The 21,700-nt window shown below is 37.0% G+C and carries 24 protein-coding genes, 1 pseudogene and 1 other annotated feature; of the genes and pseudogenes, 3 read left to right on the top strand and 22 right to left on the bottom strand.

The genetic code is table 11. From position 1 onward, the window contains the following. Positions 1 to 89: 89 nt before the first annotated feature. From N5909_RS00865 to rpsP, 3 genes are read right to left on the bottom strand one after another with little or no spacing between them, the layout of a single operon-like run. Positions 90 to 416: a MazG nucleotide pyrophosphohydrolase domain-containing protein gene (locus N5909_RS00865; RefSeq protein WP_033681663.1), complete on the bottom strand. Its 327-nt coding sequence runs from the start codon at positions 414 to 416 to the stop codon at positions 90 to 92. 43 nt (positions 417 to 459) lie between these two features. Next, positions 460 to 699, bottom strand: a complete 240-nt coding sequence (kphA, locus tag N5909_RS00860; protein ID WP_000379617.1) for an RNA-binding protein KphA — start codon at positions 697 to 699, stop codon at positions 460 to 462. A gap of 19 nt (positions 700 to 718) precedes the next feature. Further along, positions 719 to 991: a 30S ribosomal protein S16 gene (gene rpsP / locus N5909_RS00855; protein ID WP_000268760.1), complete on the bottom strand. Its 273-nt coding sequence runs from the start codon at positions 989 to 991 to the stop codon at positions 719 to 721. 468 nt (positions 992 to 1,459) lie between these two features. On the opposite strand from rpsP, the gene N5909_RS00850 reads away from it, so the two are divergent. After that, positions 1,460 to 2,263 carry a peptidylprolyl isomerase gene (locus N5909_RS00850; RefSeq protein ID WP_084862389.1) on the top strand — a complete coding sequence of 268 codons (804 nt, stop codon included), beginning with the start codon at positions 1,460 to 1,462 and terminating at the stop codon, positions 2,261 to 2,263. Positions 2,264 to 2,317: 54 nt separating this feature from the next. Here the strand turns inward: N5909_RS00850 and N5909_RS00845 are convergent, their stop codons facing one another. The 7 genes from N5909_RS00845 to N5909_RS00815 form a co-directional block, all read right to left on the bottom strand. Beyond that, a complete protein-coding gene (locus N5909_RS00845) occupies positions 2,318 to 3,859 on the bottom strand; it encodes an ABC-F family ATP-binding cassette domain-containing protein (RefSeq protein ID WP_050253125.1) in 1,542 nt (513 codons plus the stop codon). Position 3,860: 1 nt separating this feature from the next. Continuing rightward, a complete protein-coding gene (locus N5909_RS00840; RefSeq protein WP_271630657.1) occupies positions 3,861 to 4,343 on the bottom strand; it encodes a VanZ family protein in 483 nt (160 codons plus the stop codon). Further along, positions 4,343 to 5,428: a 23S rRNA (adenine(2503)-C(2))-methyltransferase RlmN gene (gene rlmN / locus N5909_RS00835; protein ID WP_000804762.1), complete on the bottom strand. Its 1,086-nt coding sequence runs from the start codon at positions 5,426 to 5,428 to the stop codon at positions 4,343 to 4,345. Before rlmN ends, N5909_RS00840 begins: the two co-directional genes overlap by 1 nt. A 20-nt stretch (positions 5,429 to 5,448) precedes the next feature. Then, positions 5,449 to 5,979: a YutD family protein gene (locus tag N5909_RS00830; protein WP_271630656.1), complete on the bottom strand. Its 531-nt coding sequence runs from the start codon at positions 5,977 to 5,979 to the stop codon at positions 5,449 to 5,451. 156 nt (positions 5,980 to 6,135) lie between these two features. Further along, on the bottom strand, positions 6,136 to 6,741 hold the full coding sequence (gene sodA / locus N5909_RS00825; protein ID WP_000974733.1) for a superoxide dismutase SodA: 606 nt from the start codon (positions 6,739 to 6,741) through the stop codon (positions 6,136 to 6,138). 374 nt (positions 6,742 to 7,115) lie between these two features. Then, on the bottom strand, positions 7,116 to 8,153 hold the full coding sequence (gene holA, locus N5909_RS00820) for a DNA polymerase III subunit delta (RefSeq protein ID WP_271630655.1): 1,038 nt from the start codon (positions 8,151 to 8,153) through the stop codon (positions 7,116 to 7,118). A gap of 32 nt (positions 8,154 to 8,185) precedes the next feature. Beyond that, on the bottom strand, positions 8,186 to 9,121 hold the full coding sequence (locus N5909_RS00815) for a dihydroorotate oxidase (protein WP_271630654.1): 936 nt from the start codon (positions 9,119 to 9,121) through the stop codon (positions 8,186 to 8,188). Between the two features lie 244 nt (positions 9,122 to 9,365). Here N5909_RS00815 and gdhA point away from each other — a divergent pair, with 244 nt between their 5' ends. Beyond that, complete coding sequence (gdhA, locus tag N5909_RS00810; protein WP_000199532.1) at positions 9,366 to 10,712, top strand: NADP-specific glutamate dehydrogenase; 1,347 nt, start codon at positions 9,366 to 9,368, stop codon at positions 10,710 to 10,712. A gap of 366 nt (positions 10,713 to 11,078) precedes the next feature. On the opposite strand, the gene N5909_RS00805 is transcribed toward gdhA, so the two are convergent. After that, complete coding sequence (locus N5909_RS00805; RefSeq protein WP_257958642.1) at positions 11,079 to 11,708, bottom strand: ATP-binding cassette domain-containing protein; 630 nt, start codon at positions 11,706 to 11,708, stop codon at positions 11,079 to 11,081. Positions 11,709 to 11,746: 38 nt separating this feature from the next. Next, the gene (locus N5909_RS00800) at positions 11,747 to 11,902 is read right to left on the bottom strand and encodes an ATP-binding cassette domain-containing protein (protein ID WP_265182514.1); all 156 of its coding nucleotides are present in this window, start codon (positions 11,900 to 11,902) and stop codon (positions 11,747 to 11,749) included. Between the two features lie 352 nt (positions 11,903 to 12,254). Between N5909_RS00800 and N5909_RS00795 the strand changes: the two genes are divergently transcribed. Then, the gene (locus N5909_RS00795; RefSeq protein WP_033681655.1) at positions 12,255 to 13,106 is read left to right on the top strand and encodes a helix-turn-helix domain-containing protein; all 852 of its coding nucleotides are present in this window, start codon (positions 12,255 to 12,257) and stop codon (positions 13,104 to 13,106) included. Positions 13,107 to 13,150: 44 nt separating this feature from the next. On the opposite strand, the pseudogene N5909_RS00790 reads toward N5909_RS00795, so the two are convergent. The 10 genes and pseudogenes from N5909_RS00790 to N5909_RS00745 all read right to left on the bottom strand — a co-directional run. Then, a pseudogene (locus N5909_RS00790) lies at positions 13,151 to 13,633 on the bottom strand (helical hairpin domain-containing protein); the annotation flags it as partial. Beyond that, a complete protein-coding gene (gene mobC / locus N5909_RS00785; protein WP_033681654.1) occupies positions 13,624 to 13,986 on the bottom strand; it encodes a plasmid mobilization relaxosome protein MobC in 363 nt (120 codons plus the stop codon). The gene mobC and the pseudogene N5909_RS00790, both read right to left, overlap by 10 nt. Positions 13,987 to 13,995: 9 nt before the next feature. Further along, positions 13,996 to 14,355: an SAG1252 family conjugative relaxosome accessory protein gene (locus N5909_RS00780; RefSeq protein WP_033681653.1), complete on the bottom strand. Its 360-nt coding sequence runs from the start codon at positions 14,353 to 14,355 to the stop codon at positions 13,996 to 13,998. A 379-nt stretch (positions 14,356 to 14,734) separates the two neighbouring features. Next, positions 14,735 to 16,354 carry an ATP-binding protein gene (locus N5909_RS00775; protein WP_033681652.1) on the bottom strand — a complete coding sequence of 540 codons (1,620 nt, stop codon included), beginning with the start codon at positions 16,352 to 16,354 and terminating at the stop codon, positions 14,735 to 14,737. After that, complete coding sequence (locus tag N5909_RS00770; RefSeq protein WP_033681651.1) at positions 16,344 to 17,573, bottom strand: SIR2 family protein; 1,230 nt, start codon at positions 17,571 to 17,573, stop codon at positions 16,344 to 16,346. Before N5909_RS00770 ends, N5909_RS00775 begins: the two co-directional genes overlap by 11 nt. Beyond that, the gene (gene pezT / locus N5909_RS00765) at positions 17,570 to 18,352 is read right to left on the bottom strand and encodes a type II toxin-antitoxin system toxin PezT (protein WP_033681649.1); all 783 of its coding nucleotides are present in this window, start codon (positions 18,350 to 18,352) and stop codon (positions 17,570 to 17,572) included. The genes N5909_RS00770 and pezT overlap by 4 nt, the downstream gene beginning before the upstream one ends. After that, positions 18,352 to 18,828: a type II toxin-antitoxin system antitoxin PezA gene (gene pezA / locus N5909_RS00760; protein ID WP_000579619.1), complete on the bottom strand. Its 477-nt coding sequence runs from the start codon at positions 18,826 to 18,828 to the stop codon at positions 18,352 to 18,354. The genes pezT and pezA overlap by 1 nt, the downstream gene beginning before the upstream one ends. Before the next feature lie 240 nt (positions 18,829 to 19,068). Further along, complete coding sequence (rplL, locus tag N5909_RS00755; RefSeq protein ID WP_001196965.1) at positions 19,069 to 19,437, bottom strand: 50S ribosomal protein L7/L12; 369 nt, start codon at positions 19,435 to 19,437, stop codon at positions 19,069 to 19,071. A gap of 72 nt (positions 19,438 to 19,509) precedes the next feature. Continuing rightward, the gene (gene rplJ / locus N5909_RS00750; RefSeq protein WP_001287277.1) at positions 19,510 to 20,010 is read right to left on the bottom strand and encodes a 50S ribosomal protein L10; all 501 of its coding nucleotides are present in this window, start codon (positions 20,008 to 20,010) and stop codon (positions 19,510 to 19,512) included. Between the two features lie 38 nt (positions 20,011 to 20,048). Further along, positions 20,049 to 20,184: a sequence feature (ribosomal protein L10 leader region), on the bottom strand. A 74-nt stretch (positions 20,185 to 20,258) separates the two neighbouring features. Beyond that, positions 20,259 to 21,518 (bottom strand): TRZ/ATZ family protein, encoded by a 1,260-nt coding sequence (locus N5909_RS00745; protein ID WP_033681648.1) that lies wholly within the window; start codon positions 21,516 to 21,518, stop codon positions 20,259 to 20,261. Positions 21,519 to 21,700 lie beyond the last annotated feature (182 nt).

The following is a 21,700-nucleotide window of genomic DNA, read 5'->3' as shown; positions in this document are numbered from 1 at the left end:
ATTCTATATAATGAATTATTAAAAATCCTTATCCTTTATTTTATCACGTTCCAAGGATTTTCTCAAGTTGGAGTAAGAGGACAATAGCTCTACTTCCCCTTCAAAAATCCTTCCAAATCTCGTTCATGCTGATATTTGATAGCCTCCTTTTTGTCTTTTTCAAAAATGGTCTTGGTTAGATCTATGTCGTTGATGGCCGCAATTGCGACAGTGTAGTGAATGATATCAGCCAATTCTTTTGCTAGTTCCTCGTTCGAATCTTGAACTCCTTCTTTTCGACCAGAGCGTCCATTTAAAACCTCAGCAACTTCTCCAACTTCTTCTACTAGTTTAATAAAAAGCCCTTCTTCTGTTCTAGATTGTCGGTAATGGTCAAGTAAATATTCCTCTAGTTGTCTAACTGTTAAATCTCTCATTCTTTCTCCAGTCAAAAAAAGCGAGACATTCGTCCCGCCCTTCTTATTTTTCGTCAATAACGATTCTTACTTTTTTGTCTTCAGTTGGGACAGAGTAGACAATCGTTCTTATCGCAGAAATAGTGCGACCCTTACGACCGATTACACGACCCACATCACTTTGATCAAGATCCAAATGATATTCCAAAAATTCTGGTGTATCTTCAATCTTGATAGTTAAGGCATCTGGTTGTGAAATCAAGGGTTTCACAATCGCAATAATGAGATTTTCAATCGTATCCATCTGTCAACCTACTTTAAACTTATTTTGAGAATTTAGAATCGTGGAATTTTTTCAATACACCTTCTTTTGAAAGGATGTTGCGAACTGTATCTGAAGGTTGAGCTCCATCAGCCAACCATGCAAGAACGCGGTCTTCTTTCAAAGTCACTTGGTTTTCAGCAACAAGTGGGTTGTATGTTCCAACTGTTTCGATGAAACGTCCGTCACGTGGTGAACGTGAATCTGCTACGTTGATACGGTAGAAAGGTTTTTTCTTAGAACCCATACGAGTCAAACGGATTTTAACTGCCATTTTTAAATTCTCTTTTCTTATTTTTTTTATTTCGGTGAAATAGCTGAGCTATTTAGCACATGTTCTATTATATCAGATTTCTGGCAGGTGTCAAGAAAAAAACTTGACAGACTATAAAATTTTTAAACCATTTATAAATTTGTTAGAAGTAGGAAATAAATGTTTGAAAGAGGCTATCAGTGAATACTATTTTAGAAACATTTTATAAAGACCACCAAGTCACGACCTTCATGACCATTTTTCAGAAGAAGAATTAGCTGGTCACTTTTCGATTCGTGGTTATAAAATAACTCCAAAAGGAAAGCACATACTGGAACATACCAGGACATTGTTGACCGTCATCCAAAGAAAAATCTCTAAACAAGCGACTTTCAGGTTGGCTTCCTCTTAAACTGTCTTGTCACTAACATTTGAAATCCACTTCCTTTTAGGGTACAATGGTAGAAATGAATTTTTGAGAGGAATAGAATGAAAAAACTAGCAACCCTTCTTTTACTATCCACTGTAGCTCTAGCTGGATGTAACAACATCCAACGTAGTTTGCGTGGTGATGACTATGTAGATTCTAGCTTGGCTGCTGAAGAAAGTTCCAAAGCAGCTGCCCAATCTGCCAAGGAGTTAAACGATGCTTTAACAAACGAAAACGCCAATTTCCCACAACTATCTAAAGAAGTTGCTGAAGACGAGGCTGAAGTGATTCTACACACAAGTCAAGGAGATATCCGTATCAAACTCTTCCCTAAACTCGCTCCTCTAGCGGTTGAAAACTTCCTCACTCATGCCAAAGAAGGCTACTATAACGGCATTACCTTCCACCGTGTCATTGATGGTTTCATGGTTCAAACTGGAGATCCCAAAGGGGACGGTACAGGCGGTCAGTCCATCTGGCATGACAAGGATAAGACTAAAGACAAGGGAACTGGTTTCAAAAACGAGATTACTCCTTATCTCTATAACATCCGGGGTGCTCTTTCTATGGCTAATACTGGTCAACCAAACACCAATGGCAGCCAGTTCTTTATCAACCAAAATTCTACAGATACCTCTGCTAAACTCCCTACAAGCAAGTATCCAAAGAAAATCATCGAAGCCTATAAAGAAGGGGGAAACCCTAGTCTAGACGGCAAACACCCAGTCTTTGGTCAAGTGATTGACGGTATGGATGTTGTAGATAAGATTGCTAAAGCCGAAAAAGATGAGAAAGACAAACCAACGACTGCTATTACTATCGATAGCATCGAAGTGGTGAAAGACTACGATTTTAAATCTTAAAAACCAAAAAATACAGTATCCGCATTCGATACTGTATTTCTTTTTTCCTCATTTTTAAGTTAGCTTGTTAAAGTCCCAGATTTGGTCCATCCAACCTTCATAAAAGTCTGGTTCGTGGCAGACCATAAGGATAGATCCCTTGTATTCTTTGAGAGCACGTTTGAGTTCATCCTTGGCATCCACATCCAAATGGTTGGTCGGCTCGTCCAGCACTAAAACGTTGTTTTCACGATTCATCAAGAGACAGAAACGAACTTTGGCTTGTTCCCCACCTGACAAAACCTGAATTTGACTTTCGATATGCTTAGTTGTCAAACCACAACGGGCAAGGGCTGCACGAACTTCTGCTTGGTTGAGAGCTGGAAAGGCATTCCAAACAGCCTCTAGTGGTGTTTGGCGATTACCGCCTTCTACTTCTTGTTCAAAGTAGCCAAGTTCTAGATAATCTCCACGCTCCACTTCCCCAGCAATTGGCGGAATAATGCCCAAGAGAGACTTCAAGAGAGTTGTTTTCCCGATACCATTTGCCCCGATAATAGCAACCTTTTGATTACGTTCAAAGGTAAGATTTAAAGGCTTGGTGAGTGGACGGTCGTAACCAATTTGCAAATCCTTGGCTTGGAAGATAAAGCGCCCTGGCGTACGAGCTGGTTTGAAATCAAAGGATGGTTTTGGTTTCTCACTTTGCAGTTCGATAATATCCATCTTATCCAATTTCTTCTGACGGGACATGGCCATGTTTCGTGTTGCAACACGCGCTTTGTTTCGGGCAACAAAGTCCTTAAGATCCGCAATTTCTTTTTGCTGACGTTCGTAGGCAGCCTCTAGCTGAGATTTCTTCATAGCATAGACTTCTTGGAACTGGTAGTAGTCACCAGAATAACGCGTCAGCTGTTGATTTTCCACATGGTAGACAATATTAATCACGTCGTTCAGGAATGGAATATCGTGTGAAATGAGGACAAAGGCATTCTCATAGTTTTGGAGATAGCGCTTAAGCCAGTCAATATGCTCAGCATCCAAGTAGTTGGTCGGCTCGTCCAACAGCAAGATATCAGGCTTCTCAAGGAGAAGTTTAGCCAAAAGCACCTTGGTTCTTTGCCCACCTGACAAAGAGGTTACATCCGTATCCATGCCAAAGTCCATGACACCAAGGGCACGCGCTACTTCATCAATCTTAGCATCCAAAGTATAGAAATCACGACTCTCTAAACGGTCTTGAAGTTCTCCCACTTCTTCCATGAGAGCATCAACATCCGCACCGTCTTCAGCCATTTCCATATAAAGGTCATTGATACGAGCTTCTGCTTTAAACAGCTCATCAAAGGCTGTACGGAGAACATCACGCACCGACTGTCCTTCTTCCAAGACAGAATGTTGGTCTAAGTATCCAGCAGTCACATATTTGGACCACTCAACCTTCCCTTCATCTGGCAACATCTTACCAGTCACGATGCTCATAAAAGTTGATTTTCCTTCACCATTAGCACCGACCAGACCGATATGTTCTCCTTTGAGAAGACGGAAGGAAACATCTTCAAAAATTGCACGGTCACCAAAACCGTGACTCAAATTTTTAACTTCTAAAATACTCATTTTAATTCCTTATCTTGTTTTTATGTAATTGTTTATATAGGAACCAAGCCAGATAGCCACCCAAGGTATTGGTCCACAAATCATCAATTTCAAAGACGCGATTAAAATCAAAGAAAAAGTCCAAGACTAACTGCGTACACTCGATTCCAAGGCTCACTAGAAAACTAAAAAGTAGCACCTTTTTTGTTTTCCGCAAGTTTGGAAGGAGATAAAGGAGTTGGAACACCAAAGGAAAAAGCAAGAAAATATTAAGGATATTTTGTAAAAAAATCCAAGATAATTGTCCCATATCACTCACTTGGCCCAGTTTCCAGAGAGAATTGAAAGGAGTCAAAAGAAAAACCAGGCGTCCAAGATGCTGAATACCTGGAGTTTCCACTCCCACGGGAGAATGTCCTTGAGGAGTAAAGCAAAAATAGACAATGCAAATGCTATAGAAAATGACTCCCCATACTAAAATATGATTATAAGTTTTCTTCATCATTAAGGATTGACTGCTGCGACTGCTTTCTGGCGGTCACGTTTCATTGTGTTAGAGCGCAATTGTCCACAAGCTGCATCAATATCTGTACCATGTTCTTGACGAACCACACAGTTGACCCCCTTTTTCTTAAGCGTATCATAGAAAGCCATCACGCGCTCTTTAGGACTACGGCTATATTGGTCATGCTCACTAACTGGGTTGTAAGGAATCAAGTTTACATAAGACAATTTCTTGATATTCTTGAGCAATTCAGCCAATTCCAAGGCTTGTTCTACACCGTCATTAACTTCATTGAGCATGATATACTCAAAGGTCACACGACGATTTGTTGTCTCAATGTAGTACTCAATAGCAGCAAAGAGTTTTTCAATCGGAAAGGCACGGTTAATCTTCATGATGCTTGAGCGCAGTTCATTATTAGGTGCATGAAGGGAAACGGCAAGATTGACCTGAACACCTTCATTAGCAAAATCACGAATTTTATGGGCCAAACCTGAGGTTGAAACCGTAATATGACGAGCACCGATGGCCATTCCCTTGTCATCATTGATAGTACGGACGAAATTCAAGACATTGTTGTAGTTATCAAAAGGCTCACCTATACCCATGACAACGATATGGCTGACGCGTTCATCCTGACCACGCTCATCAAAGTATTTCTGAACCAGCATGATTTGCGCTACAATTTCCCCATTATTGAGGTCACGTTGTTTTTTAATCAAACCAGAAGCACAGAAGGTACAACCGATATTACAGCCGACCTGAGTCGTCACACAGACTGACAAACCATAGTGCTGACGCATAAGTACTGTCTCAATCAACATACCATCAGGTAATTCAAAGAGATATTTGACCGTACCGTCAGCAGACTCTTGAACGATACGTTGTTTCAAGGGATTGACCACAAACTGGTCATTAAGCTTAGCAATCAAATCCTTGGAAAGGTTAGTCATTTCTTCAAATGACTGGACACGTTTACGGTAGAGCCATTCCCAGATTTGATCTGCACGGAATTTCTTTTCTCCCTGCTCCAAAACCCATTCCTGCATGGTTTGACGTGTTAAACTATAAATTGACGGTTTCATTTCTTCTCCTTATTCTCTACTCACTTCTGACGAATGACAAAATGACGTTGCCCCTTGTCCTCTTTCTGAGAATGCTGGTCTTTCTGACGACGTCTATTTTTCTTATCTGCATTTGGTTTTCGTTTTGTTTGAGCCGGTTTCTTTCCTTTTTTAGAAGGTGTTTCTTCTTCCTTCTTACGCATTTTCTTGTCAAACGATGCTCGCTTAGGGGCTTCATTTTCTAAGACAAAATAGGCACAACCATAACTACAATACTCTAAAAGGTAGTCTTGTAAACGACTGATTTTTTCAAGTTTTTCTTCTGTTCGATCATCCTTGTAAAAACCTCGTAGGCGAAGCTGTTCGTTGCTCCAGTCTCCCACGATATAATCAAACTTGGTTAAGACTTCTGAAAAACGCTGATTAAAAGTCGTCACATCGAAGGCATCCTTGCTATTTTCCACCAAGGAAAAAGCGATCCCTTCCGTTTCGACCTTGTCCCCGTGCAAATGAAACTCAGGACCAGGAAACTTGTTATAGTTGTATAATTCAGGTGCAATTTCTTTTCGCATAGATATCCTTTTTCCACGATTACTTAATACTTTATTCTACCATAATTTCTAGCAGTTAGCACGTTTCTCATAAAAATGAAAAAAGTCTGACGATTTTGTCAGACCAAAATAATATAACCTTAAAAAGAGAAGAACAATTCTTCCCTCCAACTATCATTATTTAGCTGCTGCGTACAATTCATCTACTTTGTTCCAGTTGATCACTGAGAAGAAAGCTTTGATGTAGTCAGGACGCACGTTGCGGTATTTCACGTAGTAAGCATGTTCCCAAACGTCCAAGCCCAAGATTGGTTTTTTACCTTCTGAGATTGGTGTATCTTGATTTGCTGTTGAAGTCACTTCAAGTTTACCTTCTTTGTTGACAACTAACCATGCCCATCCAGAACCGAAACGAGTTGTTGCTGCTGCAGTGAAGGCTGCTTGGAATTCTTCAAATGAACCAAATGTTGCATCGATTGCTGCTGCAAGTTCTGCTGAAGGAGCTGTTTTCTCAGGAGTCATCAATTCCCAGAAAAGAGCGTGGTTCAAGTGTCCACCACCGTTGTTGATAAGTGCTTGACGAATATCAGCTGGAATAGATTCTACATCAGCAAGCAATGCTTCAAGATCTTCACCGATTTCAGGGTGTTTTTCAAGAGCTGCATTAGCATTGTTGACATAAGTTTGATGGTGTTTGTCATGGTGCAAGTGCATTGTTTCCGCATCGATGTATGGTTCCAAAGCGTCATATGCATAAGGAAGATCTGGTAAAATAATAGCCATCTGTAATACCTCTTTTTCTTTCTATATGAAAATGATAACACAAACATTCACTTTTTTCAAGTTTTTTGCTTATAGATGAAGAAATCACTGAAATAGTTTCTAATAATACTCTTCAAAAATCTCTTCAAACCGCGTCAACGTCGCCTTGGCGTAGATATATGGTTACTGACTTCGTCAGTTCTATCCACAACCTCAAAACAGTGTTTTGAGCTGACTTCGTCAGTCTTATCTACAATCTCAAAGCAGTGCTTTGAGCAACCTGCGGCTAGTTTCCTAGTTGGCCTCTTTGATTTTCATTGAGTATAAAATAAGCGAATCAGCAAGAAACCCACGACAAGATAATTTTGACGCGAGTTGTAGTTTCAAAAATAGTATCAATTTACCTGACTAGCAATCTGCAGGAGTGCCTTTTCAAAAAGGAAACCTTTTTCATAAAGACCTGTTTTAATCTGATAGTCTGTCTCAATCAAATAGGAAATAGCTTGCTTCAAAAAACTCAAGGAAAGCCCTCGTGAATCTCTCAACGCAAACTTGATTTTATAGGGATTAGGATTGCGTCCGATAAAACTTCCTAAACTACTTGCAATCTGCGCTTCTGTTTGCCCAGACTCCGACAAAATTTTCACCTGAGTAAAAGTCCGAAATTGTCCTAGCATGACTGCAATCAACTTGATTTCATCTTCACCCTGCAAGGTCAAGTCTCTAACCAAATCGCGCGCCTGGTCCATCTTTTTAGTCAGAATAAACTGAGTTAAATCAAAAATATTGTCCTGCAAGGTCTTGGGAATAGCATTGACAATATCCTCTTCTTCGATAACAGAATCCGACTTATAGGACTGTAAAAAGAGAAGATTTTTCTGGATTTCGCTAAATTGGAAACCCGACTTGATGAGGAGATTTTCAAAAGAATTATTGGCAAACTGCAAACCTTGTTTCTGACTCCACTTTTGGAAATACTGGCGCAATTCTTGTTCTTTAGCTTCTACTGCATCAAAAACTTTGGCATCACGCTTCAGTAATTTAACCAACCGTCTTTTGCTATCCAACTTTCCTTCCGCAAAGATTAACAACTTGGTTGTTGGTGAAGGATTATCAAGGTATTCCTCAAATGACTTGAGCTCATCATCTGTCAAAAAGCGCTTTTTAGCAGTCGTGATATCTACAAAATGATCCAATATCACGATTTTCTCATCCGCAAAGAAAGGAAGGCTGACCAACTCCAGTTCCACATCCTTGTAAACTACTTCTTTAATATCAAAGTAGGCAAAGTTAAGGTCTGCAGAATCATAGCCAATCTGTTGCAACACTTGACTCTTCATAACTTCAAACTGACCCTGATCCGTCCCTGTAAAAAGGCTCAGGCTCGGTAAATTTGATAAAGTCAACTTCTGACTTTCTTCAATGGCTAGCATCTTCTCTCCTTTCTTCTAACTTTTTAGTTCATTTAATCAATATAGCGCAATTTCCCACGGAAATCTTCTAGGCTTTCGTACCCTTTTTCCTCCATAATTACTTTCAGTTCATTGGTAATGCGGTCAAAAGCACCAACTCCCTCTTTGTGAAGGGTGGTTCCTACCTGCACCATACTCGCTCCACAGAGGATATGTTCAAAGGCATCACGACCAGTCAACACGCCACCTGTTCCAATGATTTGGATTTGAGGATTTAAACGTTGATAAAAGGCATGAACATTAGCTAGAGCAGTCGGTTTGATGTACTCTCCACCAATGCCACCGAAACCATTTTTAGGACGAATAACGACGGACTCATCTTCTATATATAGGCCGTTTCCGATAGAGTTGACGCAGTTTACAAACTTAAGAGGATACTTATTGAAAATAGCTGCCGCTTGGTCAAAGTGAACAATGTCAAAATATGGTGGCAATTTAATTCCCAGAGGTTTAGTGAAGTAGGCAAACACCTCTGCCAAAATCCGCTCTGTTGTCTCAAAATCATAGGCAATCTGAGGTTTACCTGGAACATTTGGACAGGAAAGGTTTAGCTCAGTCAGACCACGAAAATCACTCTCTTGGACTTTTTTCAAGATAGTATGGGTTTCTTCTGGAGACATGCCGACTAGAGATAAGAAGAAAGTTCGGTTTGGCTCTTTTTCCTGCAAGTCCAAAAGATAATCCAAATAATAGTCTAAGCCATTATTTGGCAAGCCCATAGAGTTGATAGAACCCAGTGGAACATCTTGATAGCGTGGCTCAGGATTCCCCTGACGAAAGTCCAAGGTCGCTGTCTTTGTGACAAAGGTTCCTGCAACTGAGTTTTTAACCCCTTCTAGCTCCTCTATCGTCATACAAGCCACACCTGCTGCATTCATCAAGCAATTGTCAAACTCAAAACCAGCAATTTGTGTTTTCGTTGATACCATGATTCTAATCCTCCGGATTCCTTTTATTACTAATATTATACCATATTTTCAGCTTTTCTCTTTGAGAAAGATATTTACAAGAAAAAGGTTCGTTTTTTATCCACTTTCTAAAAATTCCAATTTCAAACAACCCCAAAAATCAAATTGAAAGAATTTTTAGAAAATTTTTGTTTTTCCCTTTACAGTTAAAAAAAATTCTGCTATAATGACACACATAATTAAATTAGAATTTAAGGAGAACGATATGACATCTGCTAAAGAATATATCCAAAGCGTGTTTGAAACTGTAAAAGCTCGTAACGGGCACGAGGCTGAATTCCTCCAAGCTGTTGAAGAATTTTTCAACACTTTAGAACCTGTATTTGAAAAACACCCTGAGTATATCGAAGAAAATATCTTGGCACGTATTACTGAACCAGAGCGCGTGATTTCTTTCCGTGTTCCTTGGGTTGACCGTGATGGAAAAGTTCAAGTAAACCGTGGCTACCGTGTTCAATTCAACTCAGCTGTTGGACCATACAAAGGCGGACTTCGTTTCCACCCAACTGTAAACCAAGGGATTTTGAAATTCCTCGGATTTGAACAAATCTTCAAAAATGTCTTGACTGGACTTCCTATCGGTGGAGGTAAAGGTGGATCAGACTTCGATCCTAAAGGTAAAACAGATGCTGAAGTAATGCGCTTCTGCCAAAGCTTCATGACTGAATTACAAAAACACATCGGACCATCACTTGATGTACCTGCTGGTGATATCGGTGTTGGTGGACGTGAGATTGGTTACCTTTACGGTCAATACAAACGCCTTAACCAATTTGATGCTGGTGTCTTGACTGGTAAACCTCTTGGATTTGGTGGTAGCTTGATTCGTCCAGAAGCAACTGGTTACGGTTTGGTTTACTATACTGAAGAAATGCTCAAAGCTAACGGTAACAGCTTTGCTGGTAAGAAAGTGGTTATTTCAGGTTCTGGTAACGTTGCTCAATACGCTCTTCAAAAAGCAACTGAACTTGGTGCAACTGTTATCTCTGTATCTGACTCAAATGGTTATGTCATCGATGAAAATGGTATCGACTTCGATCTTTTGGTTGATGTTAAAGAAAAACGTCGCGCTCGTTTGACTGAGTATGCAGCTGAGAAAGCAACTGCAACCTACCACGAAGGTTCTGTATGGACTTATGCTGGAAACTATGACATCGCTCTTCCATGTGCGACTCAAAACGAAATCAACGGTGAAGCAGCTAAACGTTTGGTTGCTCAAGGCGTTATCTGTGTATCTGAAGGTGCCAACATGCCAAGCGACCTTGATGCCATCAAAGTTTACAAAGAAAATGGTATTTTCTACGGACCTGCTAAAGCTGCCAATGCCGGTGGTGTAGCCGTTTCAGCCCTTGAAATGAGCCAAAACAGTCTTCGCCTCTCATGGACTCGTGAAGAAGTTGATGGACGTCTCAAAGATATCATGACAAACATCTTCAACACTGCTAAAACAACTTCAGAAACATACGGTCTTGATAAAGACTACCTTGCAGGAGCTAACATTGCTGCCTTTGAAAATGTAGCAAATGCTATGATTGCCCAAGGTATTGTTTAAGATTTATTTGCTCAATCCTCAATCGCTCCGATTGAGGATTTTTTGGTTGAGTTAAACAGTTGGGAAAATCTAATTAAAATCAAAGAGCAAACTAGGAAGCGAGCAACAGGCTGTACTTGAGTACGGCAATGCAAAGCTGACGTGGTTTGAATTTGATTTTCAAAGAGTATGTATTAAACAAAAAGAAAAACTGCTAATCCTAAGAATAGCGGTTTAATCATGTTTTTAAGCTACTGATGTAGTCGCTCTATTATTTAAATAAAATGAAGTGTTATGAATAACTTCAATATCTTTAAAGCTTTTTGTTAGATTTATAATTTCAACTATAGCCATCTCTACTCCTTAGTTTACATCAAAAAATTATGCTTAATTCTTATTGTTTTTGTAAGAAATCAGCGACCCCAATACTATTCCATTCAACAAGCCTAAAGAAATACCATATTCAACTGGAAAATCTAAAAAAATTGCAAACACTATTCCAATCATCACCCCTAGTGAGGCTGCTGTTGAAATTACATATTCATTTTCTTTCTTCATTTTCTTTACACCTAATTTCCTTTTTGTATATAAGCTGTAGTACTCTCCACCAAGAGCCATTAAGTACTTATGATTTCCTGACTCAACAATCTTACCACTTTTCATTACAAAAATAATATCCGCATCCTTAATCGTTGACAATCTATGAGCTACAATTATTTGAGTACAGCCCTTACTTTTTATATACTTTGTTATTCTTTCCTCATTAATAGTGTCTAATGCACTAGTTGCTTCATCTAAAATTACAATACTAGGGTTATTTATTAATGCACGTGCCAGTGCTATCCGTTGTCTTTGACCACCTGAAATATTTGAACCCAAATCTGAGATGATAGTGTTAAATTTCATCGGCATAGCCATGATTTCATCATAGATTTGAACTGCTTTACAAACTTCCTCTATCTTTTGTGAAGTAACTTCGTGCTTTAAAGTTATATTATCAAGAATACTTCTGTTCAATAAAAATGAATCCTGTGGAACTACTCCTAAATTTTGACTTAATATTTTTTATCTATTTGATTAATATTTACACAATCAAATAAAACTTTTCCTGTATCAATCTTATATAATCCTGATGGTATTTTTGATAACGTACTTTTTCCTGACCTCGGTTGACCGACTAGTGCAATTCTCTGTCCTGACTTAATAGTCAAATTTAAATTTTCTATTACAGGAGCTGAGTCTTTGGAACAAGAGAAAGAAAGGTCCTTAATATCTATTCTACTTCAAACGTTTCTAAACTATACTCCGGAAAATAATTTAACCAATAATTAACCATACTATCTTTCATCGTGTCTTCCAACCAGTACTAGGTCTTTAGATGATATCTAAAGACTTAGGTGTACACCTAAACATTTTATCCACCGACAATAATAATATCCATAACCAACAATAAAATTAGGGAATTTTTTAAAATTTTCTTCATATTTAGACTTCCTTTCAGTTTTTATTTATTGTACAATAAATAAAAATCAATTACTTTTTTGTTGGGAAAACGGGAAAATTATGAAATCAAAACTTGGCGTCACACTCAGAAAAGTTCGTAAAGGAAAACAAATCAGTTTATGTTCTGTTGCTGACGAGCATCTTTCTAAATCTCAAATATCTCGATTCGAACGTGGAGAATCAGAAATATCTTGTATTAGACTTATCAATATTTTAGACAAGTTGCACGTTACCCTAGATGAGTTTCTTATTTTACACGATGATGACTACACCAATAGTGAATCATTTGCTAACCTAGTTCAATATATTCGTAAACAATACTCATCACAAAGTATTGATAATATAGCATGCCTACTATCTGATACTACAAATTACACTCTAGATCCTTTAGAGAAAACTATGGTAAAATCCATTCTACACACAATGGATTCGAGAATCATTCCATCAGATGAAGAACTACTTCAACTGACAGACTATCTTTTTAAAGTCGAAAAATGGGGTTACTATGAGATTATTATATTTGGTAACTGTGCACGAACAATTAACTACAATTCCTACTTCTTATTGACAAAGGAATTGTTAAAGAATTATATCTACTCTTCTCTGAATAAAACAAATAAACGAATGGTCACTCAACTTGCTATAAATTGTTTAATTCTTAGTATAGATGAGGAAAAATTTTCTAATTGTTCCTATTTAATTAGTGAGATAAAAACATTATTAGATAATGAATTTAACTTCTATGAACAGACAGTTTTTCTCTATGCAACTGGATACTATGAATTTAAACGCCAATTAAGTAGTGGAATTGAAAAAATGAAACAGGCCATACAAGTTCTTGATATTTTAAGAGAAGACAAGTTAAAATTACACTATACTGACCATTTTAATAAACTAGTAAATAAAAAATAAATGAAATTATTCTCTATCTTTTAACGAATTAGTCGTAAATACTATTATTCTAATAAGACATTCTCGTGAAATTTTAGGACTGTAAATTTATTGATATTAATAATTTTCACAAACGAATCCAGTCTTCTAGCTATCTCCTCATATTCATTAATTTCATTACCAAGTTCCTGTGGCGATTTTAAAATATCTGTATTGAGTCGATCTAACGTTATTGATTCCGTCATGTTCATTTGGGCAAAATCATACTTAGCTAATTTTCTAGTCTCATGATCTTCACTCTTCAAATTGATAAGGACTTCCGCCATCTTGTTTAAGGTGGCGATTTTTTCTTGGGTTTCTTCTAGCTGCATATCAATCTCTGCAATTTCTAATACAAGCTCATCTTTGATTTCTTGGTATTGTTTGTTCGTGTTAGATAGTTCAATCATAAGATTAATTTCAGAAATCTTCTCTTGAAGACTTTTTAAAGTTGGTCGTCTATATGGGAGTTTTTGGCTATCGTTGCTCAATTGTCTGATTAAGGTTCTAGAAACTCCTTCAGTCTTTTCACCTCCACTTGAAATCCTTTGTCTACTTCCTTAATTAACTCTCCGACTCCTTTACTCAATTCTTGTAATTGGTCCTGAGAAATCAGATGGCTTTGATTAATCGCACGCGCAATTTGATTGATGTTATTTCCAATCCGTCTCAATTCAAAAACTAACTGGTCATAAGTATCAGTGTTAATCGTGACAAATGACATATTAGGATTAAGCAAAGCTTTTCTGGCATAGACTGAGAAATTTTGACAATTGCTCTTAGCAATCCGTTCATTCAATTGGTGTAATTCTGGATCAGTTAGAAATACTTTTTTGAGATTGGTACGATAACGATAAACCATTACATCCTCCTAACCCATATATTTTTCACGGAACTCACGACTGAGTGGCTGCACTTGATTCACTTCTGCAATCAATTCTTGAACGCAAGTCAATAAGATTGAGACGTGCTCTTGAGTCACTTGATGATTTTCTCTTGCGATAACCAGAACTTCATACACATCTCGACTAATCTGTTCAAACTTTTGAGACTGCCAAAGGGAGAACCAACTTTCAAAAATTCTATCCTGATAATTCTTTTTCAATAAATTCTGACGAAAAAATTCTGAGAAACTATCCATTTTTTGTTCCCTCATCATTTCTTTTATCTGTCTTTCTTCTTGTCTCGTGATTCTAAATTGCTTTCTGATTGACTTAATTTCTTGTCCCATTCTGATATCCCTTCAACATTCTACTTGTCTGACAGTGTAAGTCTACCTCACATTGTCAGTACGCTTCCTAAAGACCTCACTTGCTTCTTGTTCGGTCTTTGCTAGCTCAGATATTGTGTCCACAATATCCCAAAAATCATATCGCCAACCAACCAAAACCTTCCAGTTTTGACAGCCAACGATAAGATAACTTGGTGGCTTCGCCCCCAAACCCCCAGAGAAAAATCAAGGATTGATTTTCTTAGGAATGGTATTAGGATAACAAGGATGATTTGGAAAAGATATCACAACATGAAAAATGAGGGAAAAAAAAGAGAGCCTGAGCTCTCAGAAATGAAGATGTAACAAAATCAAAAAAAATAACTCTCCAGCTAGATTTTCAATCTTGCCATAGACTTGGAGTATCATTCATATGTACTCTATCACATTTTTCAATCTCAAGATATAAATCTTTGAGTAAATTTATACTAGTTAATACTGCTTCACCAGTATTCAATTTCCTGACTTGTGCAATCTGCTGCTCAGATAAATGATTACTAATTGCTCTAATCTCATCAATAGCTGTTAAACGGTGAATAAGTAAAGTACCAATTTGACCTAATAGAATTTTATCAACATCATTAGGATTCTGTGTCGTTAAAAAAAGAAATATACCTTTTTTACGACCTTCTCTTGCAATTCCTGTTAACCCCGTATAAAATGATGTCTCTCCTATGCTATTAGATTTTGTATATCGGTGTACCTCATCAATAAAAATTACGAATGAATTAATCTCATTTTTGGGGATGTTTAATAAAAAATTTGTTACCAAATCAATTATCATCCCACCAATACCATCTGTAGTACCAATCCTTGATGCATCTATATAAAGAGATTTTTTTGATGTGGTTGCAAAATTTTTAATAATATCTAATAAGTTCTCTTTTTGAGAACTAAAGAATGTTTTAAAATTTGTATTAGCTAATTTATAATTTACCTTTTGTATCAGATATTGATTTATACCAAAATTAAATGCATCTGCCTTATACACACCAGAATTTGTTTGTTGAGTTGTTTCATTAGCTATCTGCTCACTTAAAAGTGATAAATCGAAATCTTTATCATTAGATGTTAGCTGATTTAATTCTCTTTCTACAACGTTTACTGACTTACCAATTTTTATATATGGTCCTGTTAATCTCTTCTTCAATTGATATCTTAAACCTCTAATTGCTTCTGCCAAAACAGCAGGTTGAGTACCATCATTGGTTTCAAATAATATTGACCATTGCTGCATTGACAATTCGGATACAGGAACAAACGCTTTTTCTCCTAAAACATATTTATCAACTTCATCTTCTGAAAAAGATAAGCTATATTCACCGGTAGGATCAATAATCAAAGTACGTATATTATTACTTATTAATTTATCTAATATCGACAATGCAGATGTTGATTTTCCACTATTAGTTGTGCCAATGGTTAATAAATGTCTGTCAAATAAAGTTCTAGGCTGAAAAGAAATAGGGTAATTTTGAGAATTTAACGATAAATTTGAAAAGGATGATAATTTTTTCTCCGAATTTGGTTTAACTTCTATCGAGGATACGAAATGTTCAATTATATTTCTATCTGCTATGTAGACTTTATCAGTTAATCCTACAGTATGAGTCCCAGGTAACTTGAAAAATTTATCACCGATTGGTATAAAACCTAAAATATCAATATTTAATTCTGGATAAACATTTTCTTGAAATCCCTTTGCTACCATTTCATGAGAATTCACTCCATTTTGTATCTTTGACTGAAATAATTCTCCAAAGTAAATTCCATCATTTGAATCTATAGCTACAAAATAATTTATTGTATTAGGAATTATAGCTATATTCTTTAGCTTTTTAAAAGCTAATAATGTAAGATTTTCAACTTGAATAACTATATTACTACGGTATACTTGCGACACCATGCCTAAATAAAAATTACTCTTATCTAACTCATCATAAAAATCTTCAATCCGCATATTTACCACCTAAATACTCTGTTAATCCATCATTTAATGTAGCCTTTAAAAAGACAATTGGATTATGTACTTCCATTAGATGCGTTATTTCTTTCCAATTATCGTTTTGTTGATCGATGTTAAAGTCAGAAACTACTACCGTTAAACCAGAGTTATTTTTGATCGCTTGTGTAATCATTTTAGAAATATGATTGTCCGAAAAGCTAAATCCCGTCGTAATCAGTAGTGTATTTTGCTTTTTTAATAATTCCTGGAATTTAGTAAACAGTTCAAAATATGGTTCCTGATAGCTCTGAGCATATTTATCAGAACTTGGAAAAATCATCACCGTATTATTGATATTATTAATTGCATTTTTCTTTTTCCTATAAATATTTCCATCTTCACCTCTTTCCCAAGTCAGAGAACCGTGAATCTTAATTAGATTAAACACTTTGTCCCTGTACTCTAACTCGCTCGTTTTCATTATTGGCACTTCTCTAATAAGATTCCAATCAAAAATATCACTCTCAAATTTTGGATCTTCAACAAAATTAAAACCATCAAATATTATATAATTCAATTTTGCCCCTGCCTCCTCAAATAAAGTATCATAATTTGTTGTAACTACTGAAAGCTTATTGGGAGACTTAATTTTTTTAATCAATATGTTTAAAATAGCACCATGTTTTAACTTATTCCTATCATAGCTATAGTCAGTATTTTTCTTTATAATTTTAAGAATAGTATTGAGCGACTTTTCATATTTTACCTTTCCTCTTTTTACATATGGAGCATAGTGTTGTAAGCTGGATAAAAAGTCCTCTAAATTAAAATCTTCACTTAAAATCTCTATTTCAACATTATTATCATCAGTAATTTTTTTAGTGATATTACCAAAATCAATAATTTTTGATAATTGGACCAGCGAATATATGTCATTCCGTTCATTCAGTTGTTCAAAAACATCTTGAGCAATCATTGCTACAGTCTTTCCAAATGCGTTATTTATTACACCGTTTTCAACTACAACTGAAGCTCCAGCACCAGCTAACAGTACTATATTGTCAAACTTTGTATGAAGAATAGTATTCAAATCTTGTTGAATTAACTTTTTAAAATCAGTTATATCAAAAGTTTTATCCTCTTCAATCAAAGTCAGCTGTTCACTATTTTTAAAGAACTCATTACTTTCCATATAGTAGGTAACATTTGCAGACTTATAAAAATATTCTTTCATAAACTATTTCCATTCTCCTTAACTTTATATAGCCTTTTTAATCTATCTTTCTCTATTTGCATCATCTCTTCCTCAACTTTGCTCCATTTTCCAAAGATGCACTCTTGTAGCACTTCTACTGCGGAGCCTTCATCAGTTTCAGAATCATATACACAACTTCTATCTCGTTGGTAAATTTGAATTCTTTCAAAGATAGCTAGTTCTTCCAATTGTCGTGTATTATCAACTAGATGATTTACAATGAAATCATGATGTTCTTTTGGAGTTGCGCGTGCTTGATTTGGATTGATAGCGTACAGTTCTTCGTATCGGATAAGAGTGCTCAGATAGGACAGCTTAGGCTTTGTCGCTATCAAGACTAATTGTACTTCATATCCCTTATTTTTTAAGAGTTGTGCTGTTTTCTTTGGAACATCAATTGTTCGTAAAGTTCCCTCAATCAAAAGATTGTATCCCAAATGACTCAATTCGGTTACTAAAGACTCTACCATTTCCCCTGCAAAATCTTTTGTGTATTCTACACTATCTTTGCCATATTCTTGCTGCAGTTCTAAATAGTGTGGATGCTGAGAACGAAAACTATCACCATCTATGATAACAATATTTCCTTGAAATTCTTTCTGTTTTATACGATGAATTGTAGTCTTACCGGCACCACTTTGCCCTCCAAGCAAAAGCGCTATAGGTTGCTTACTGGACTTTTTTCCTCTTGTCAGTGAACGAAGATTCCGTGCTAGAGCATGTTTGAATTCACTATCAGTATAATCTTGGATTTCCACTAGGCTACCATCCGTTTTTCAGATATCTCTAACATACGTTCAATTCCATCCAAATAGCCGCTATATCTCTCTATTTCATCAAAAGTTTCTACTAAATAGATATTCGTATGAATCAAGTCAGATAGATCATCACTCATTAAAATCCAAGGATTAGATTCATCATCAATGCTAATTCCCTGGCTATCTTGATAACGATAGAGTCGAGATAATAGATTAGCACCTCTTTCTTTCACAATTTCAATTTTTAAAGTCAGTTCATAATCTTCAACAGGATTGAGCATTTTATCCTCTCCTACAATATCGACATAAGATACATTAAACTTCTGACAAATGATGTCTATTAGTTCCGTAGAGACTGAACTAGTTCCATTTTCATAACGACTCAGACTATTACGTGAAATACCTACAATCCGTGCAAATTCGGGTTGGGTTAAGTCATGTGTTTTACGTAAGGATTTTATGTTCTTTCCAATCATGGCAAACTCCTTTATGTTTATAATTCCATTATAGCATAAAAAAGCAGAACGCACCAATTTTGGTGCGTTTCCAATAACAAGCTACACAAATTTCTAACAAAGAGCAATATAAAAACCCCACCAAGATAATTCCTAGTGGGGTTTCGGTGGGGAACACAATTATTCCCTCCATTATTATCGCCTTTATATTGTCTTAAACCTCATTAAACAAGGGTTCCGCAATATAATTGCGGTACTCTATTATTTAAGAGTAACTGAAGCTCCAGCTTCTTCCAATTTAGCTTTGATTTCTTCAGCTTCTGCAGTTGCAACGCCTTCTTTAACAAGTGCTGGTGCACCGTCAACAAGTTCTTTAGCTTCTTTAAGTCCAAGACCAGTGATTTCACGTACAACTTTGATAACGCCAACTTTTTTGTCGCCTGCAGATGTCAATTCAACGTCGAATGAATCTTTAGCAGCACCAGCGTCAGCAGCACCAGCTGCAGCAACAGCTACAGGAGCAGCTGCAGTTACACCAAATTCTTCTTCGATAGCTTTTACAAGGTCATTCAATTCAAGGATTGAAGCTTCTTTAATTTCAGCAATAATGTTTTCAATGTTCAATGCCATTGTTATTTCCTCCAAATATGTTTTAAATTTATAATAGATTTTCGTAGCTAGGCTACGCTGCGTAGCTTAAGATTAAGCTGCGTCTTCTTTGTTGTCTGCAACCGCTTTGACTGCAAGAGCAACGTTGCGCACTGGCGCTTGAAGTACAGAAAGGAGCATAGAAAGAAGTCCTTCGCGGTTTGGAAGAGTTGCAAGAGCAAGAATCTCTTCTTTAGATGCGACAGCGCCTTCGATTGCACCACCTTTGATTTCAAGTGCTTCAGCGTTTTTAGAAAAGTCGTTCAAGATTTTCGCTGGTGCGATAACATCTTCGTTAGAAAATGCTACTGCAGATGGTCCAACAAATACAGATGCAAGATCTTCAAGACCAGCTTTTTCAGCTGCACGACGCAAGATTGAGTTTTTAATAACTTTATACTCAACTTCGCTTCCACGAAGCTCACGACGAAGAACTGTATCTTGCTCAACTGTCAAACCACGAGCGTCTACAACGACGATAGATGCAGCAGCTTTCATTTTTTCAGCTACTACGTCAACTAGTTCCGCTTTTTTAGCAATAATTGCTTCACTCATTAGTGTGTTCACCTCCGTTATTATTTTGCTTGGGGAAATTTTTCAAAAGAAAAACGCGCCCAAACCTAGACACGAAAGTACAATACGCTTCTTTTTACATGATACGTTTTGTCCTCGGTAGGATACTTATGAGTCGAGCTCCCCTACTGTCTTAGGCAGTTTTTTCAAACCGTATATAAGTATAGCATAGTAAAAAAAAGAATGCAAGATTTTTGCAAACTTTTTTTAAAATTTTTCGTGATTTTCTTCTAAAGTTCTACTGTCAGGACTTGGCCTTGCTTAACAACCTGTTCTCCGCCGATATAGACATCATCTACATCACTGGACTTGACAGCATAGACTAGGTGAGAGAGCATATTTTCTTGGGGTTGAAGATGGATTTTCCCTTGTGGTTGGATGACCAGAAAATCTGCTTGCTTGCCAACTTCCAGACTTCCTATCTGTTCTTCCATTCCAAGGACCTTAGCCCCTTCAATTGTCAGCGCCTTGAGAGCTGTTTCGATAGGGAATTGGCTGGCATCTCCGCTCTTCATTTTCTGTAGTAGTGCAGCTGTCCGTCCTTCCTCAAACATATCTAGATTATTATTGGAAGCAACCGAGTCAGTCGCAATTCCTACTGTTACTCCTGCTTTTTGGAGTTGGATAATTGGAGCAATTCCTGAAGCCAGTTTGAGATTACTGATAGGATTGTGGGCGATAGCCACTTGAGAGGTTGCCAAGCATTCAATTTCTTTCTCGTTTAATTCGACCCCGTGAGCAAATACAGACGGATGCTCTAAATAACCCAGTTCTTCGAGAAAAGCAAGAGGACGTTTACCGTATCGTTTCAGGATAATTCCTGACTCCTCCTTGGTCTCCGCCACATGGATATGGAGAGGAATATTTAGCTCTTTTGCCATGTCTAAACTCGCTTGTAGCAAATCTTTACTACAGCTGTAGGGAGAATGTGGAGCTACCATTACCTTGAAATTTAGATTTTTATATCCAATAATTTCCTCAATGATGGCTCGTGTTCTAGCAATAGTCTCAGCAGTTGTTTCTGCCTCTGAAGAAAAGAGGGTCGGTGAGAAATAACAACGCATCTTAGAATCTTTCACTGCCTGATAAATTTGCTCAATATCTACACCATTGGGATTATACATATCATTAAAGGTTGTTGTTCCTGACTGGAGCATCTCTGTCAGAGCTTCTTTAACCGCCTTGGTAGTTATGTCGGGAGTAAATCCTGCTTCTGCAGGCCAGATATAGTCATTGAGCCATTCATGGAGATTGCTGTCATCTCGGATTCCTCTCAAACCTGTCATTGCAGAATGGGTGTGACAATTGACCAAACCAGGCATAATCCAGGCTCCCTGATAGTCTATAATCTGCTCAGCTTGCTCTAAAATCTCTGACTTCTCTTGACCGACATAGACGATTTGTGAATCCTTAACGGCTAAGATTCCATCTAGATAGACATGGAAATCTTGGTCACAAGTCACGATATTTACATGTTGAAAGACTTTCATACTAGGCTCCTTTTCTAAAAAATAATTTATACTCTCTTCAAACCACGTCAGCTTCACCTTCCCGTAGATATATGGTTAATGACTTCGTCAGTCTTATCTACAACCTCAAAGCAGTGCTTTGAGCAAGCTACGGCTAGCTTCCTAGTTTGCTCTTTTATTTTCATTGAATATTACAGTGAATA

Source organism: Streptococcus gwangjuensis (assembly GCF_028156745.1).
Classification (GTDB): domain Bacteria; phylum Bacillota; class Bacilli; order Lactobacillales; family Streptococcaceae; genus Streptococcus; species Streptococcus gwangjuense_A.
This window is presented reverse-complemented; position numbering and strand designations above follow the sequence as displayed.